The organism is Sphingobacterium sp. BIGb0116, assembly GCF_024808035.1.
Classification (GTDB): domain Bacteria; phylum Bacteroidota; class Bacteroidia; order Sphingobacteriales; family Sphingobacteriaceae; genus Sphingobacterium; species Sphingobacterium paramultivorum.
The window spans coordinates 1294983-1309110 of sequence record NZ_JANUDT010000001.1; the positions used below are offsets into that span (position 1 = coordinate 1294983).

The following is a 14128-nucleotide window of genomic DNA, read 5'->3' on the forward strand; positions in this document are numbered from 1 at the left end:
TTCCGAATTTTAGAAATGCTCCCCATAGTCGATTACTTCAGTTTTCAAAATCAGCTTACTTTCAGTATCATTCCTTAATGTCGCTGTTGCTATTTTAGTCTTTGTATCAACATTGAACTCCAGCACAGTCCCAATGTTCTTTTTGTCATAAAAAAATGAAGCAAAGTTTTTAAATGTCTCAGTTTCATCAAACAAAAACCGCACAGCACATCGGTTATTATGCTGATCATACCATTTGATATAAACATCTTTGGGAATACCTCGAGATGCCATGTCCATATCCCGAAGACCCTCATCAAAGACAAAACGCTCTGCATTATAAAATTCAAAGTCTGCGTCGAATGTTTTAATATCGGCAGACATAACAAGTTTTGGCTGTAAAGAATACCGTGTGCGCAATTTATCCCAATAACCATAGGGAATAGGTTTATTTGCAATAGCTTGTTGAACATTCGAAGGAATAATCGATGTATCGGACAATACCTGTTCGCGCCATTTCTGATTAAAGATATTACCGTACGCTCCATTATCCTTGGATGTATCCGTAGCATGGATCACTACTTTTTCTGCTTGATAACGACCAATTTCGACCTGACGACGTCCTGTTCCAGTGGCCCATATCACAACTACACCCTCCGGAGCAAAGCCCAAAATAATCTTATTATAATGTTCATCAACAGTTTTCGTCGCCCCTTTTTCTTGGTATGGCGTACTGAATAACGTCCGCAATTTACCATAATCGATCGGACCGTTCATGCGATAAAAAACATTTTCAGCAAATGAATACCAAGTAATGTCCAATGCCTTAGGCAATGACATCACTTGCTCATATGTACCACCCCCAGCTTGCCCCCACACCGCATTATAGTTCACGATATTGCCCTCACTAAATGTAAACTCATAATCCTCATCTTTCGGAAAGATAAAGCGGCCTTTATGCAATTGGACGGGATAAGCTGTAGGATTACTCATCGCACAGAACCATTTATAGCGTCCTTCCCTGATATTATCTTCTTGCGTGAGGCGTTCTTCCCTGAGTTCATTAAACTCACGTATTGTCGTTGAGAACGCGAATATAATCGGTAGTAAAATAAGATATCCTAGGAAAGTCGGAACCAAATATTTCCAGGATTTTACGGCCCATGTAATAATCACGCCGCTAAAAAATGTCAGAAAAATACTGAGTGTTAAAATCAAGGGAAACATTTCCTTAATCACTCCCCCTAGATCTGCATAAAGCCGATGCTCGTATTCATCACCCAAGGTTGATAAAAAAAGAAGTACCGGAAGCAATAAAGAAAATAAGCAATAAAAAAGAAAACCATAGCCAAGTTCAAAAGCAAATTTTGGTTTCTCTAAGACCTTTAACTTTTTCCGAAAGAAATTAAAATGGAAATAAACCAAGGCGATAACAATAAAATAAGGCGAACAACAAAATGCAGCATAAACCAAATTTAAATCTGCATTCTGTACAAGTAGGGTCGCGACTAGGCTGATGATGGCAACCAAAAAAGCAGAAACCGTAGCTCTTAAAATCATTGTAATTTGTTTTTAATCCAAAAAAATCTGTTGATTTCGCCTAACCGACAACAACACACTTCAAAAATAACAAGAAATGTTTTAGGAATATAAAGCGATCGATATTCAAGTACATTGATCAAATATTCGACCCAAAGTAGACAATATATTCTTTTAACAAGAATGTATTTAATTAACTTTTATCGGTTTTCGCCAGGATCGATATCCTGAGCCATTTCAAACACAGTCAGTAAAGGTCCAGCTTTCCCCCCTCTCCAGCAAGAGATCGCTCGTTATCGTAAATTTTCTTCGAAAACACTCCAATCAAAGGTCCCCTAAGGAAAGTCGATCAAGTTTACTAACTTCGTTTTTATTCTTCAAATCATGGATATACATAATAAAATTAGAAAAGCCAAAGAGAGTGATTCGCATGTTGTACCTGAAATTATGCTCCAGGCGATGGGAGACATTATATTTCGTTTTATTCAAAAAGAAGATCCAACTGAGGCAGTACTTTTTCTAACCCAGCTTTTTAGGCAAAAAGGTAATCTCTATAGTTATGAGAATACATTTGTCGCAATTGACGATAATGAACGTATTGTAGGCTCTTTAACTGGCTACGATGCTGATCAGTTTGTTGAATTAAGACAGCCTATTTTGGATCACATGAAGGAGCAGTACAACAATAATTTGATTCCGGAAGCCGAAACAGCTGGCAACGAATTTTATATCGATTCAATTGCTGTTGCTCCCATTGCACGAGGTAAAGGTATCGGAACACAACTTTTACAGTATGCGATTACACATGCCAAGCAACATGGTTTTAAACAAGTTGGTCTGCTCGTTGACCTAAAGAATCCCAATGCGCAAAAGCTCTATGAAAGGATTGGTTTTAAGCTTGGTAAAAAAACGCCTTTCGCAGGAGGCGAATATTACCACATGTATATTTCCCTTGATTAAATACAGTGTTTATCTTATTTATCGCCATTCAGGCCTTATCCCGCTAATCAGTACCTTTTAAGAAGAAATCAAGCAGCTTTGGCGGACAAAACCAATTAGATCAGAAATAACCATTGATCAATTGGCAAGGATTTTGTATTCCAGATACCAACTATGAAAATTTGGGAATAATGAAAAAGCTACTTTCTATTGCGGTAGGCTGTCTAAGCCTAGTTCTGGCAACGCCAGCTTTAACACAAGCACAACACAGAGGACATGACGACCATGGCTGGCATGGCAGCAAGGATCGAGAAAAATATATCAGAAAACGAGAAAAGGAGTACGATAAATATGTCCGTGAACGCGATAAGCAAGATCGCAAATACTGGAAACATGAATATGAACATGATCATGGCCGTCCCAGATGGGCTAGCGCACATCACTACGATATGAGACATCATGTGTACTTTAGCGATTATAAAACATTCTATGATCCCTATCGGGGCGGATATGTCTATATGACCAATGGTCGATGGAACTTTTCTGTGAATGTCCCTTCTTTCCTCATTAATGTCAACTTAGGCAATGCAGCAATCCGTGTGATCAAGGACGTACCTATTGACAGAAGACCTGAAGAGTATTACGCTGATAATGAAGATTGGGACGATTAAAGACACGATCGAACTTTTTGCGTTTATTTAGAATAATTACTGATAATACTGTATTTTTGCGCTGTTCATCCTAATGACAGCGCATCTATGACAAATAAAAGAGCTAAACAAAATATTCTAAAAAATATACTTGGAAAACTCCATCTTTATTTGGGCTTATTATTTGCTGTAATCTTTTTTGCTGTTTGTGTTACAGGAATGTTATTGAGTTTTGAAAAAGAGCTTACCCCACTTTTATGGCCGAAAGAACAGAAGGTAACCGTACAAACCAATCGTCTTTCCCTTGCACATATTTCCCAAAAAGCCGAAGTCATATTTCCGGACAAAAAGTTGTTTCGCATCGAAATTCCAGCAGATCCTTCCCGCAGTGTCCGCATACAGTATGGACAAAAAAAGACCGGATACTGGTATGCATATATGAATCCTTATACTTGAGAACTATTATCCAAAGGTCGGCAGAGTGACCGTTTTTTTCAAAAGACTTTAGATATCCATCGTTTTCTTCTCGTCGAAAAAATCGGAAGTACCCTAACGGGAATCTCAGCTCTAGCGGCTCTCTTTCTTGCCCTAAGTGGTATTTACCTTTGGTGGCCCAAAAATAAATCCATGCTCAAACAACGTGTAACGATGAAAATGGCAGCCTCTCTCAAAAGAAAGGTCTGGGATTTTCACGCAGTCGGGGGGTTCTACGCATCTTTGTTTTTAATTATTTTTACTTTAACAGGATTGACCTGGAGTTTCGATTGGTACAATAAACAATTCTATAAAGTATTGGGTTCAACCCAAAAATCAACAAAAGAGAAGATCGGCAACGCCAACAAACTGGCTTTTTCAGATTACCTTGTGCTGGATACGATCTATCAGCAGTTAAACAGCCTATACCCTACCTCGGGAAATATAATTGTCACATTTCCTGAAAAGAAGGATTTAGCTTTTGCGTTAACCAAGGAAAACTTTTCAAATGCAACTTTACAGATCAACCAGGCATTCTTTGACAGCAAATCCGGACAGTTACTTAAAAATAACCCTTTAGAAAAGTTACCATTGGCGCAGCAGGTTCAACGGATGATGAAATCCATCCATATGGGATCGATATTTGGACTACCCTCTAAAATTATTGCATGCTTAGCCGTTACACTAGCAGCATCTCTCCCCATCACAGGGATATGGATATGGCTGAACAAAAGAAAGAAGAAGAAACTGTCAAAAAGCCAAAAGAAGAAAGCAATTCAACTTCAAACCATAGCATAGTCTACCATGCGTATTATCCTTATTTTAAACTTTTTTAAGTAGTTTCTTATCTCAAACACACAATTAGACACCAATAGAAGAGATGATCGCACTTAGTCTATTATAAGCAATATCTTGGTGACTCTTCACATTTTTTTCGATATTAGCAGCTATGACAGACCGCAAAGAAAATTCGACGAATGCAATCAATGAAAAAACATTACAACAGTTCTGTAACGCCTCAAAAACGTTGGCATTATTCAGTGGTCGATGGAAACTTTCCATTCTATTCAAACTCCTCGAGCAGGACACAAACTATTCGGAATTCAAAATTCTTCTGCCCCAAGTAAGCGATCGTACACTTGCGAAACAATTGAAAGAATTGCAGCTGGATGGACTCATTCAAAAAGACCGAAGTAAAACAGCATCTGTCTATTCACTAACCGACAAAAGTCATCAGCTAAAACCCCTATTGGCAGCCCTTTCTGGGTTTAACAACGACCATCCTTAACTAAAATCAACCCGCTCCAAAAATTCAATCACCTCTCCATTTGGACTATAAACGAGGCTGTTGCGTACAAAAACATCTTTTTTACCTTGACTGAGCCTGAGTTCAAAAACACCGGCACTCAAATCCTCTGCACCATGGGCGAGAGCCTGTATTCGGGCATCTTCGGCATCTTCTACCGTAAAACACAAATGAAGTAGCGCATTCTCGACATACTCCTCCCCTTCTATACGCCTTCTTCCCTGCGTTGGAATAGCAGCATTCTTATCACAAATTTCCAAATAATAGCCAATAGAGGCATTAAAAAGCATGGCGCAGCGTTCTAAATTGAACTCGGGTAACGACCATTCATGCACGACAATAAAACCAAGATTTCCATAAAATCCAATCGTCTTATCAAAATCCTGAGCCTTAATCGACAGGTGATGAAAACCCACAATATTATCTTTCAATTCCATAGCGTATAATTTTTGAACAAAACTAATGTGTTTTTCCGGAGACTGGAACAACTTACAAAATTGTAAGTTGCACTGGTCGGATCGAAAACCAACAGATCCACGTTGCGCGCCGCAATGGAACCAATTTTATCAAACTAACATCCACTTACTTATAGCATAAAATGATCCTGAAAGATCGGACAGAAAACTATCCACCAATCCCATTGGACGAGAAAAGAGTATACGTTAAAACTAGCGGTATCAAAAGGGAGATTTTAAATTACAGGAGATAGATCTTATTATTTTAGTGTACTTTTGCCCGGTAAATTTTTCGATCTGAACAAGAGCCAAAAGCTTTGTAACTACCATGAGTCTATAAAAATGGAGCATTCCTTAGACATCATCTCGATGGACTTTGCTGCCAAAGTATCGTGACATCCAGCATAAGAAATCGAATGTTATAAATTCTTCAAAAATCAAGATAGAATGCGCAAAGTTTAAAGCCCTTGGTCTACATATATTTGCAAATAAAATGAAACAGCATCTTCACAGACAATTACGGATCTATAGATATGTGATCTATAGAGAGACATTAGTCGATCCTTGGGAACATTTTTGGTCATTTATTGGTGCATTTGTTGGGATATTTATTATCGCCTATATCCAATCACTTCATTTACCTTCGCTGGAAAATATCTTTTTGATAGGTTCTTTCGGAGCTTCCTCGGTTTTGGTTTATGGGGCCATACAAAGTCCACTTGCACAGCCACGCAATTTAATCGGCGGCCACGTTGTTTCTGCAATCGCCGGGGTTACCGTTGCACAGCTCCTTCCCGATATTATCTGGCTGACAGCTCCCTTTGCGGTTGCCCTGTCCATTGTTTGTATGCAGCATACTCGCACACTGCATCCTCCTGGTGGAGCAACTGCACTCATTGCAGTCAGCAGCGGAACAAAGATCTCTTCAATGGGATATTGGTACGTATTAAGTCCAGTACTATCAGGTTGCATAATTTTATTCCTGGTAGCTCTAATCTTTAACAATATCACGAAAAAGAGACATTATCCTGTAAAAAAATCACGTTTACGCCGTTCAAGAAGGCAGCATCTAAAAACCCGTTTTGATCGCGCCAAGAGCCCGTCACACTTATAACGTGCTGGAATCCCTCATTCTATCCAAATCTATCGGACAGAATGGGTACTTGATTCATACCCAAGCAAAATTCGCCAAAGAAGAAGCTAGAATGATCTATTTTGAGAATAGCAAACCACTATAATCTATAAAATTACTTTTCCTTTAAATTAAGTAAATTCTCAAATTAAACTTGCATAAATTTTAACAATTACCTAATTTCACCGATAAAATACATATTAATACACAAAAGTATTTCTATAAGAATAATTATTTAACAAATAACCACTTAAATCAAAACCATTATTTAAAAAACACGTTAACTATTTTGTTAATTACATTTAATTATATACTAACAACGTAAACCAATCATGACCAGATTTACTCAAACAGTACTGTTGATTCTGTTAATCTTCACAAGTCAACTTGTAGTTAATTGTTCCTCGGATAAGGATCCAATCGATGATATTGAAAATTCGACCAGTTGGATGGACGACCTCGAAAAATCTTTAGGAACAGGCACCAAAGCCAAATTAAACAATTGGATAGCAAAAGGTTTGGACCAAACCAAACTCAAAGAGACATTTTCTAAGTCCAAGGATAAGGCTGCTCTGCTGAATAACCTAGAAACAGCACAAAGTATTTATCATCAAAGAGTATATATTGAAGACTGGAACAATATCCCTGGAATAGAAAAATCTGATTATGTACCGAATGGCTTAGCCAATGGAAAAAACAGCCCATGGAATAACCCCGATTTAGATTTACCTGCTGTTGAAGCAGCCAACTTTGTGGACGCTACAGCGACAGAACTACCCGCAGGCACCAAAATATATCGTGTCACTGGCGGAAATCCTGCTGGCGGCTACTGGACCAAAGAGATTCCAAAATCCGTTGGCGACGTAATCGGCGGTACTGCCGTTCAACCGGCATGGAACAACTTCAGTAAATTCTACCGCTATGAAGTGCCACAAGCCAAAACACTAAAAGTATGGCAGGGGACCACCGCAAGACAACCCATTGCCGCAGGCGTAATCAACCCCCATCTGCCAGGCAAAGCAATTCAGCTATTTATCCCTGCAGCTGTCAGAGACGATGCCTTTAAACAACTAGTACAAGAAATTCCTTTACCATGGTAACTATTGAATACATAAAAGCGCATTATCTGCAACTTCTGACGCTATTGAAACAGGAAGTTTCACTCAACCAGTCAGCTCAACCGTTTTTAGACTATGTTCTTCTTTATGAGAATAAATTTTCAGGCACATCAACTACAGCGGATGTACAACAGCTTCGGGAGTTTTTGAGAGGAGCAAACCGATTTGCAGATGAGTTTTCATTTTCCGATCGGCATGGCAGCCAAATACGGGCCTTGATCAAAAGTCTCTATGACCTATTGGATACCGCTATTTCATAGCTTATACAGGAGCGTTTTTGACTAGTAAGCCAAAAACGCTCTTTTACAAATTATCCTTCACATCCGCTAAAACGGTTGTCATGGCCCGATAGATCCCATACAATAAGAAGAGTAGACTTGTAATTGTAAGCCCCAGATACTCCACCACCCACGCAATAAGTATAGCTACGAGGTGAATTTTACCATTCTCGGGTTTAAATGCCGCTCCCGAATAAACGTAGTAAGCGATGGAACCAAATAACACCAACCATATCACCGCATAAACATAATGAAGTGGGTTTTTGCTGAGCTTTTTATTTTTAAACATGTGTCAAGTTTTATGATTTGTTGGCCATTCGTTTATCTAATATCTAAACAGCAAACGGATATGTTGTCAAATGTAAGCCCTAGCCGAGCTTTTCGCAAGGCACAACTATAATTCGCATCCGATGGTTTAATATTCGCAGCACCGATAAAAAAATCGGCATCAGCAATGGTCGGCATTCAGCTACTTCGCTACCTTTACAACAAAAGAAAAAGTCCCTTACATTACTGCAAGGGACTTTACGATAACCGATTATTCCGATATGATTTCTATGCCGCTGGAAATTTGCTCATATCCATATAAAATATCTCCCAGGTATGACCGTCAAAATCTTCAATACTTCGCTGTTGCATAAAACCGTAGTCTTTCATTGGCGTTGGTTCAATGCCTCCGGCTTTCAATCCATTATCAACAATTTCGTTCACACGATCCAAACCAGAAACAGAAAGTGAAAGTAGTGCTGCAATCTGTTTTTTTGTATCTGCAAGCGGTTTTTCTGTAAATGTTTTAAATTTATCCGGAGATAAAAGCATCACAAAAATATGCTCACTCCAAACCATACATTTGCCTTGTTCGTCGGAAAACTGAGGATTATTCGTAAAGCCCAATTGTGTATAAAAATCCATTGACTTATTCACATCGGCTACGACGAGATTAATAAATATCTGTTTCATCATTTTAAAGTTTAATTGCTATTGATCATGCAAAGTTGAAAATTTTCACCAAAAAAAAACTTGACCTATGCGAAGATTTTTATGCAGCATCAATGAATAAGCAGCGGAATGACCATACCTTATATGGATAGCTCGTTATATAGATCGCTTGTTACTTAGAGAGCTCATTCAATTCGGCCTGTGAAAACACATGATCACCTTTGAGATAACTATTTGCTTCTTTTAAATACGTATAGATCACTTCTCGCCCCTTAGGATTGGGCAATTTATGTAAGTTGTGCACCAAATATTCCTTGTCCCGCAATCGATCCTTACTATAGCTTAAAAAAGAGGGTGCATGTGTCTGCACACTCCAACGAATAAAACGTAAATCGATATTATCGGGATATTTCATGATCATTTCCTCCAAAAGCTTTTTCCCTTTCTTGAATTGACCTAGTTTTGTAAACGGATTGCCCATATGTTTCGCCCATAATATTTCATAAGCAGCGAGGTATCCCTTCTCCGTTGCGGAATTGGCAGCTCCCTCCAATAATTTCAGATTCGCTTCACAGAGTTTCTTATTTTGAACAGCAGTAGCGTACTCGGCTCGCATTTTATCAACATCAACTTGACCAAAACAACATATCGCACATAATACCAAAGAGACACAGACAAAAAATCGTATAACCATTTTCAATTCAATTAAAGTAAAAAATAGAACGCTGTTCTAGTCATATAACAACATCGACAAGCTTTGAGTTTTCTTATTTTTTAATCCGTTGAGAATGCCGTTTGTTTTGCCATTTTCCCAATACGATCAATAATGCACCAATTGCAACGAAAACCAAGGTTACTCCAAAACTGTTCAAAAGAACCCTGTCCATTCCCAATTCGGAAACATTGACAAAAGGATACGGATAAAACCCAGAAAATGAACCATGCCACAACGTATAAAAAAGATAGACTAATGGGAAGATCAACCAGTAAAAAATATGACTCCAACGGATTGTTCCCTTGTCCAAAAAACGCCACCAAAAAAGAAAAAAACTCAAAGGAGTGACCACATGCAATAATTCGTCAACTACCATTGATAAACCCTGTGGATGCGACAGAAAGCGGAGTATGGTATTATAGATAATTCCGACAATAAGAATGTATAATGTTACGGCAGTAATTGTTTCGGGTTTAGTAAAAAATAGGCCAACTCGACTTTTTGACCAGAAAACAGTAAAAAAACAGCATAGCAGTACCATTACATTACCTAGAATCGTAAAATAACTAAAAAACTGAACAATATAGTCCATGCGGCCAAGCTTTGAGACAAGAGCGCTTAATACAAATTGCCCAACGATTGCAAACAAGGTAATCAAACCAATGCTACCAGCAAAAACCGATTTTAATGAACTTTGAGTCTCCATATTACGAGTGGTCTATACAATACTAAATATAAAAATTTCAATCGCTATTTGGAATTTTAAATGATCAAATCCAATTCACCGCCGTTCGAACCCGGAATCCAGATTGTAAATAATTGCAACGAATTGTAAATGGATTCAGTTTCCTTACTTACAATTATTATTTTTATACGCTATAAAGTATTGATAAATGATTAGAGTAGCCATTATCGAGGATGAACCCGCCGTACGCAAAGAAATCAGCTATTTGGTCCAACAGGAAACTGACGTTGAACTTGTTGGCTGGAGCGATACGGTGACAAATGCTGTAAAATTGATTGAAGAGAAACAACCAGACGTTATACTCATGGATATTCAGCTCCGTGATGGTACAGCATTTGACATCCTAAAAAAGCTAACCGTTATTCCACAGAATATTATTTTCATTACGGCCTACAATCATTTTGCAATCAAAGCCATCAAATACGGTGCTTTGGATTATCTCTTGAAACCGGTCGATCAAACCGAACTAAACGAAGCCTTAGAACGTTACCGGCGTAAAAGCGAAAATAATCCCCAATGGATGAAACGTTTATCAATGGCACAAGAAGCTTTACATGCCAGCGAACTTCCCGAAAGCATTGCCTTGTCTTCCATACACCATGTACGTATCGTCCCTGTTCACAACATCGTATACTGCAAAGGAGACGGTCCCTATACTCTTTTCTTTTTAAATGATGGTACCAAAGAGTTAATCTCTAAACCCCTCAAATATTATGAAGAATTATTGCCACAGCCTTATTTCTTACGCACCCATCAATCGTATCTTGTCAACAGGTCGCATATTTCTGGTGTCAATCGTTCCGAGTATATTGTCTTAAAAAACAAAGAGGAAATTCCAATTTCATCACGCAGAAAAAATTCGATCTTAAATCAGCTTTTCCCAGAAAAATGAGCGCACTGAACCGCATTTTCCCTTGGCTACTACTGCCTTTGTTTTTTATTGCTTGCGCTCAAAAGAAAGACGGATTATCGCCCGACCATGATGCTATTGCTGCACAGATTAAAACGCTCGAAGATCAAAAATTAACTGCAGCAAATGGGGATTCCATCAAACAGGCCTGGTTAACGTTAGACCAGAATTCCACCGTAAAAAAAGACACGGTACTCGCTGCCCGTGTAAAATATTACCTGGCACGACTCTATGCTATGAGCGGTCAAGATTCGGCTCTTTTTTTTGTTCAACAGGCGCTTGAACTCATTGAACCCACCACTGGAAACGCAAAATACAAAGCACTTATTTACAATGGCATAGGGAACATCCGTAGCATAGAAGCAAAACAACGCGAAGCGGGCTATTATTACAACAAAGCCGCCACGATTGTTTTATCGGACACCGCTGCAGGACTGTCAACCGAAGCAAAATCAGCAATATTATTGTCCGCTGCCCAAAACAACTTGAGCTCTTTCCAGTATAACCTTGCAGAAAAAATGAATCGTTCGGTACTCCCCCTAATTGATTCACTTCCTGAAGGACATATTAACCGACAACGCGTATTGGTACAAATGATACAGACGCTGAACACCTTACAACGGCCAGCAGAAGATATCGCCCCCTTCCTTCATCAACTCGAAGAATTACACGCTAAAAATCCAGACAAATACAACATTAGTTTTCTTTACGATTCGAAGATCCAATACTATGAAACGGCTAAAAAACCGGATTCCATTTTACATTACGAGTTGCTAAAAATAGCAATAGATGAACGCTTGCACCAACAAACAGCGTCCTCTATACTGATGAACAATTTATTTGTAGATTACAGTAATGTAGCCGCAATCTATGTTTCATTAAATAAACCGGCATTGGGAGAAAAATTCATCCAAAAAGCCAGCAAACTTAAAGCGCAGTTTCCCAAATTGATCTTTCCCAACAACGAAATTACATTTCAAAACAGTCTCGCAGCCGTCTATCACCTGCAAGGAAAAGATAAAGCAGCTATAGACGTATTAAATCACCTTGTGCAATTACAAAGGGGTATTTACCAATCGGAGAATACACAAGCGATCGCAGAAATGAATGCCCTATATCAACTCCAGGCGAAAGATCAGTCTATTCGTATACTGAACGAAAATATCAAGATCAATAAACTTCAGCTACAACAAAATCGCTTAGGACTGATCATTTCTTCGTTAGCCCTTATTTTATTGATCATCATACTTTTCTTCCTATATTACAGTTTTCGCCAGCGTCGTTCCATACAAGAGAAAGAAAAGGTTTTATTGCAGCAGCAGTTGTTGCGCACACAGATGGAACCGCACTTTATTTTCAATACCCTTTCCGCTGTACAGAGCTTCATGCGCCTGGATAAAAAAGAAAATGCCATCAAATATTTAAACCGTTTCAGCCGACTATTACGTAGTAATCTCGAATTAAGCCGTGAAAACCTCGTTCCATTAAATGAGGAACTTGAAACCTTAGAAAACTATTTGATCTTACAGCAAATGCGTTTTGAAGATGCTTTTGATTACCACATCACACAACCTGAAGATCAAGATTTAAGTGCGGTCATGCTACCGCCAATGCTGATACAACCCTATGTTGAAAATGCAATTCTGCATGGTATAGACCTCGAAACGGGCAATAGCCGTATTGACATCCAATTTGAACTTTCAGCAGATGTACTAAGAGTGAGCATTCAAGATAGCGGCAAAGTCAATCCAGACATTCCTGAAATATCCCATCGTTCACTTTCTGGGACGATCAGTCGTGAACGCATGCAGCTGTTGGGCAAGAAAGCAAGTGTACAGATCACCAAAAACCCAACTGCAGGCACCACGGTCACACTTCTTATACCAATTACCTATTAACGATTTATATTATTTAAACAAACTACAGCGCATTCAACTTGTCATCTAATATTAAGATAGGATATAAATTGTAGCGCAATTTCATTCGTTATCCATGGAAAATCAATTAAATTAATTAAATTCGTTTATAAACCAACGAAATAGCGTTTTGAACACAATTTTCAAATTTATAGTCGCATAATTTAGCCTCACAAACCACAGGCTAATCATTCTTTTATTCGGGTAACTCCTATCCGAACAGGTTTTCATTTCACCCTATTATTCTCGGTATTGTTAGCTCAGGACAGTATTTTATGCTATTTCAGTATTTAAAATACCACATCCCATCCTTTCCAATATCGTCGATAATATCAAAAATCAAATAAAGAATATTAAGCGCGACTACAACTCATGCGAAAAGAATATATCTGGGAGGTCAAAGCACACAATACTCCCCTTCTCAAAAGATCCTGCAGCCATTGCGATAGTGATAGGTTCTACTGCAGTGAAAAGTTCAGAATGAATGCACAGAAAAAAAATATCGACGTTTGGTTGATTTATAGATGTATCAAATGTGATAACACCTACAATATGACCATTATTTCCCGTACCAGCCCCGAATCTATCAACAAGGAACTGTTTCATAGATTTCAGGAAAACAACAGGGAACTAGCATGGCTATATGCTTTTTCAACAGAAATCAGAAAAAAGAACAATCTTGAAGCAGATTTCGATACCATCAAATATGAAATACAGCATGAACAGCGGTTCATTGAAAATTTACACAGCATAAACGACGACACCTTATCCTTCAAAGTCATCTATGCATTCAGCTTTCAGCTCAAACTATCCACCGTCATTCGTAACTGTTTAAAACTATCATCCAAGCAGCTCGACCGACTCATCACTATGCAGGCAATTACTGTACATGGAAAATTTCTAGAAAAAAAACATCGCGTCAAACATGAGGATATTGTGAAAATATCATGTGAAGCATTGAAACGCATAACCCGATAAACAAACGGCGAGCAATCCTATAATTGCCCGCCGTCTTATTAACTAAACACAAACT

At 38.4% G+C, this 14128-nt stretch carries 15 protein-coding genes and 1 pseudogene; 10 read left to right on the forward strand and 6 right to left on the reverse strand.

Annotated features, from left to right (window positions below):
* Positions 1-9: 9 nt before the first annotated feature.
* Entirely contained in the window at positions 10-1539 is a 1530-nt protein-coding gene (locus tag M2419_RS05420) for a DUF2931 family protein (protein WP_182330893.1), read from the reverse strand.
* A 363-nt stretch (positions 1540-1902) separates the two neighbouring features.
* Here M2419_RS05420 and M2419_RS05425 point away from each other — a divergent pair, with 363 nt between their 5' ends.
* From M2419_RS05425 to M2419_RS05440, 4 genes and pseudogenes are all read left to right on the forward strand, one after another.
* Positions 1903-2478 (forward strand): GNAT family N-acetyltransferase, encoded by a 576-nt coding sequence (locus M2419_RS05425; protein ID WP_202883722.1) that lies wholly within the window; start codon positions 1903-1905, stop codon positions 2476-2478.
* Between the two features lie 170 nt (positions 2479-2648).
* A complete protein-coding gene (locus tag M2419_RS05430) occupies positions 2649-3128 on the forward strand; it encodes a hypothetical protein (protein ID WP_182330892.1) in 480 nt (159 codons plus the stop codon).
* An 87-nt stretch (positions 3129-3215) separates the two neighbouring features.
* Positions 3216-4379, forward strand: a pseudogene (locus M2419_RS05435) (PepSY-associated TM helix domain-containing protein).
* 151 nt (positions 4380-4530) lie between these two features.
* Positions 4531-4869: a helix-turn-helix domain-containing protein gene (locus M2419_RS05440; RefSeq protein WP_115050077.1), complete on the forward strand. Its 339-nt coding sequence runs from the start codon at positions 4531-4533 to the stop codon at positions 4867-4869.
* Here M2419_RS05440 and M2419_RS05445 read toward each other — a convergent pair.
* Positions 4866-5324 (reverse strand): VOC family protein, encoded by a 459-nt coding sequence (locus M2419_RS05445; RefSeq protein ID WP_153845243.1) that lies wholly within the window; start codon positions 5322-5324, stop codon positions 4866-4868. The two genes, M2419_RS05440 and M2419_RS05445, sit on opposite strands and share 4 nt — an antisense overlap.
* Positions 5325-5835: 511 nt before the next feature.
* Between M2419_RS05445 and M2419_RS05450 the strand changes: the two genes are divergently transcribed.
* The 3 genes from M2419_RS05450 to M2419_RS05460 all read left to right on the forward strand — a co-directional run bounded on the left by M2419_RS05450 (position 5836) and on the right by M2419_RS05460 (position 7852).
* Positions 5836-6456 carry an HPP family protein gene (locus M2419_RS05450; RefSeq protein WP_153845242.1) on the forward strand — a complete coding sequence of 207 codons (621 nt, stop codon included), beginning with the start codon at positions 5836-5838 and terminating at the stop codon, positions 6454-6456.
* A 350-nt stretch (positions 6457-6806) separates the two neighbouring features.
* Complete coding sequence (locus M2419_RS05455) at positions 6807-7574, forward strand: hypothetical protein (protein WP_088162557.1); 768 nt, start codon at positions 6807-6809, stop codon at positions 7572-7574.
* On the forward strand, positions 7568-7852 hold the full coding sequence (locus tag M2419_RS05460) for a hypothetical protein (RefSeq protein WP_088162558.1): 285 nt from the start codon (positions 7568-7570) through the stop codon (positions 7850-7852). The genes M2419_RS05455 and M2419_RS05460 overlap by 7 nt, the downstream gene beginning before the upstream one ends.
* A 43-nt stretch (positions 7853-7895) precedes the next feature.
* Here the strand turns inward: M2419_RS05460 and M2419_RS05465 are convergent, their stop codons facing one another.
* The 4 genes from M2419_RS05465 to M2419_RS05480 form a co-directional block, all read right to left on the reverse strand.
* A complete protein-coding gene (locus M2419_RS05465) occupies positions 7896-8159 on the reverse strand; it encodes a hypothetical protein (protein ID WP_088162559.1) in 264 nt (87 codons plus the stop codon).
* A 266-nt stretch (positions 8160-8425) separates the two neighbouring features.
* The gene (locus M2419_RS05470) at positions 8426-8833 is read right to left on the reverse strand and encodes a VOC family protein (protein WP_075993825.1); all 408 of its coding nucleotides are present in this window, start codon (positions 8831-8833) and stop codon (positions 8426-8428) included.
* A 148-nt stretch (positions 8834-8981) separates the two neighbouring features.
* Positions 8982-9503, reverse strand: coding sequence for a hypothetical protein (locus tag M2419_RS05475; protein WP_153845241.1), 522 nt, complete (start codon positions 9501-9503; stop codon positions 8982-8984).
* 73 nt (positions 9504-9576) lie between these two features.
* The gene (locus M2419_RS05480) at positions 9577-10230 is read right to left on the reverse strand and encodes a Pr6Pr family membrane protein (protein WP_153845240.1); all 654 of its coding nucleotides are present in this window, start codon (positions 10228-10230) and stop codon (positions 9577-9579) included.
* A gap of 187 nt (positions 10231-10417) precedes the next feature.
* Between M2419_RS05480 and M2419_RS05485 the strand changes: the two genes are divergently transcribed.
* The 3 genes from M2419_RS05485 (at position 10418) to M2419_RS05495 (ending at position 14073) form a co-directional block, all read left to right on the forward strand.
* Positions 10418-11161, forward strand: coding sequence for a LytTR family DNA-binding domain-containing protein (locus M2419_RS05485; protein ID WP_153845239.1), 744 nt, complete (start codon positions 10418-10420; stop codon positions 11159-11161).
* A complete protein-coding gene (locus M2419_RS05490; protein ID WP_182330889.1) occupies positions 11158-13077 on the forward strand; it encodes a sensor histidine kinase in 1920 nt (639 codons plus the stop codon). The genes M2419_RS05485 and M2419_RS05490 overlap by 4 nt, the downstream gene beginning before the upstream one ends.
* A gap of 498 nt (positions 13078-13575) precedes the next feature.
* Positions 13576-14073 (forward strand): DUF1062 domain-containing protein, encoded by a 498-nt coding sequence (locus tag M2419_RS05495; RefSeq protein ID WP_202883721.1) that lies wholly within the window; start codon positions 13576-13578, stop codon positions 14071-14073.
* Positions 14074-14128: the final 55 nt, after the last annotated feature.

Excerpts from the sequence above, each read along its gene's own strand:
- M2419_RS05465 (WP_088162559.1), bottom strand. The coding sequence starts at position 8,159 with ATGTTTAAAAATAAAAAGCTCAGCAAAAACCCACTTCATTATGTTTAT.
- M2419_RS05440 (WP_115050077.1), top strand. The coding sequence starts at position 4,531 with ATGACAGACCGCAAAGAAAATTCGACGAATGCAATCAATGAAAAAACA.
- M2419_RS05460 (WP_088162558.1), top strand. The coding sequence starts at position 7,568 with ATGGTAACTATTGAATACATAAAAGCGCATTATCTGCAACTTCTGACG.
- M2419_RS05495 (WP_202883721.1), top strand. The coding sequence starts at position 13,576 with ATGAATGCACAGAAAAAAAATATCGACGTTTGGTTGATTTATAGATGT.
- M2419_RS05475 (WP_153845241.1), bottom strand. The coding sequence starts at position 9,503 with ATGGTTATACGATTTTTTGTCTGTGTCTCTTTGGTATTATGTGCGATA.
- M2419_RS05485 (WP_153845239.1), top strand. The coding sequence starts at position 10,418 with ATGATTAGAGTAGCCATTATCGAGGATGAACCCGCCGTACGCAAAGAA.
- M2419_RS05420 (WP_182330893.1), bottom strand. The coding sequence starts at position 1,539 with ATGATTTTAAGAGCTACGGTTTCTGCTTTTTTGGTTGCCATCATCAGC.
- M2419_RS05450 (WP_153845242.1), top strand. The coding sequence starts at position 5,836 with ATGAAACAGCATCTTCACAGACAATTACGGATCTATAGATATGTGATC.
- M2419_RS05445 (WP_153845243.1), bottom strand. The coding sequence starts at position 5,324 with ATGGAATTGAAAGATAATATTGTGGGTTTTCATCACCTGTCGATTAAG.
- M2419_RS05455 (WP_088162557.1), top strand. The coding sequence starts at position 6,807 with ATGACCAGATTTACTCAAACAGTACTGTTGATTCTGTTAATCTTCACA.
- M2419_RS05430 (WP_182330892.1), top strand. The coding sequence starts at position 2,649 with ATGAAAAAGCTACTTTCTATTGCGGTAGGCTGTCTAAGCCTAGTTCTG.
- M2419_RS05480 (WP_153845240.1), bottom strand. The coding sequence starts at position 10,230 with ATGGAGACTCAAAGTTCATTAAAATCGGTTTTTGCTGGTAGCATTGGT.
- M2419_RS05425 (WP_202883722.1), top strand. The coding sequence starts at position 1,903 with ATGGATATACATAATAAAATTAGAAAAGCCAAAGAGAGTGATTCGCAT.
- M2419_RS05490 (WP_182330889.1), top strand. The coding sequence starts at position 11,158 with ATGAGCGCACTGAACCGCATTTTCCCTTGGCTACTACTGCCTTTGTTT.
- M2419_RS05470 (WP_075993825.1), bottom strand. The coding sequence starts at position 8,833 with ATGATGAAACAGATATTTATTAATCTCGTCGTAGCCGATGTGAATAAG.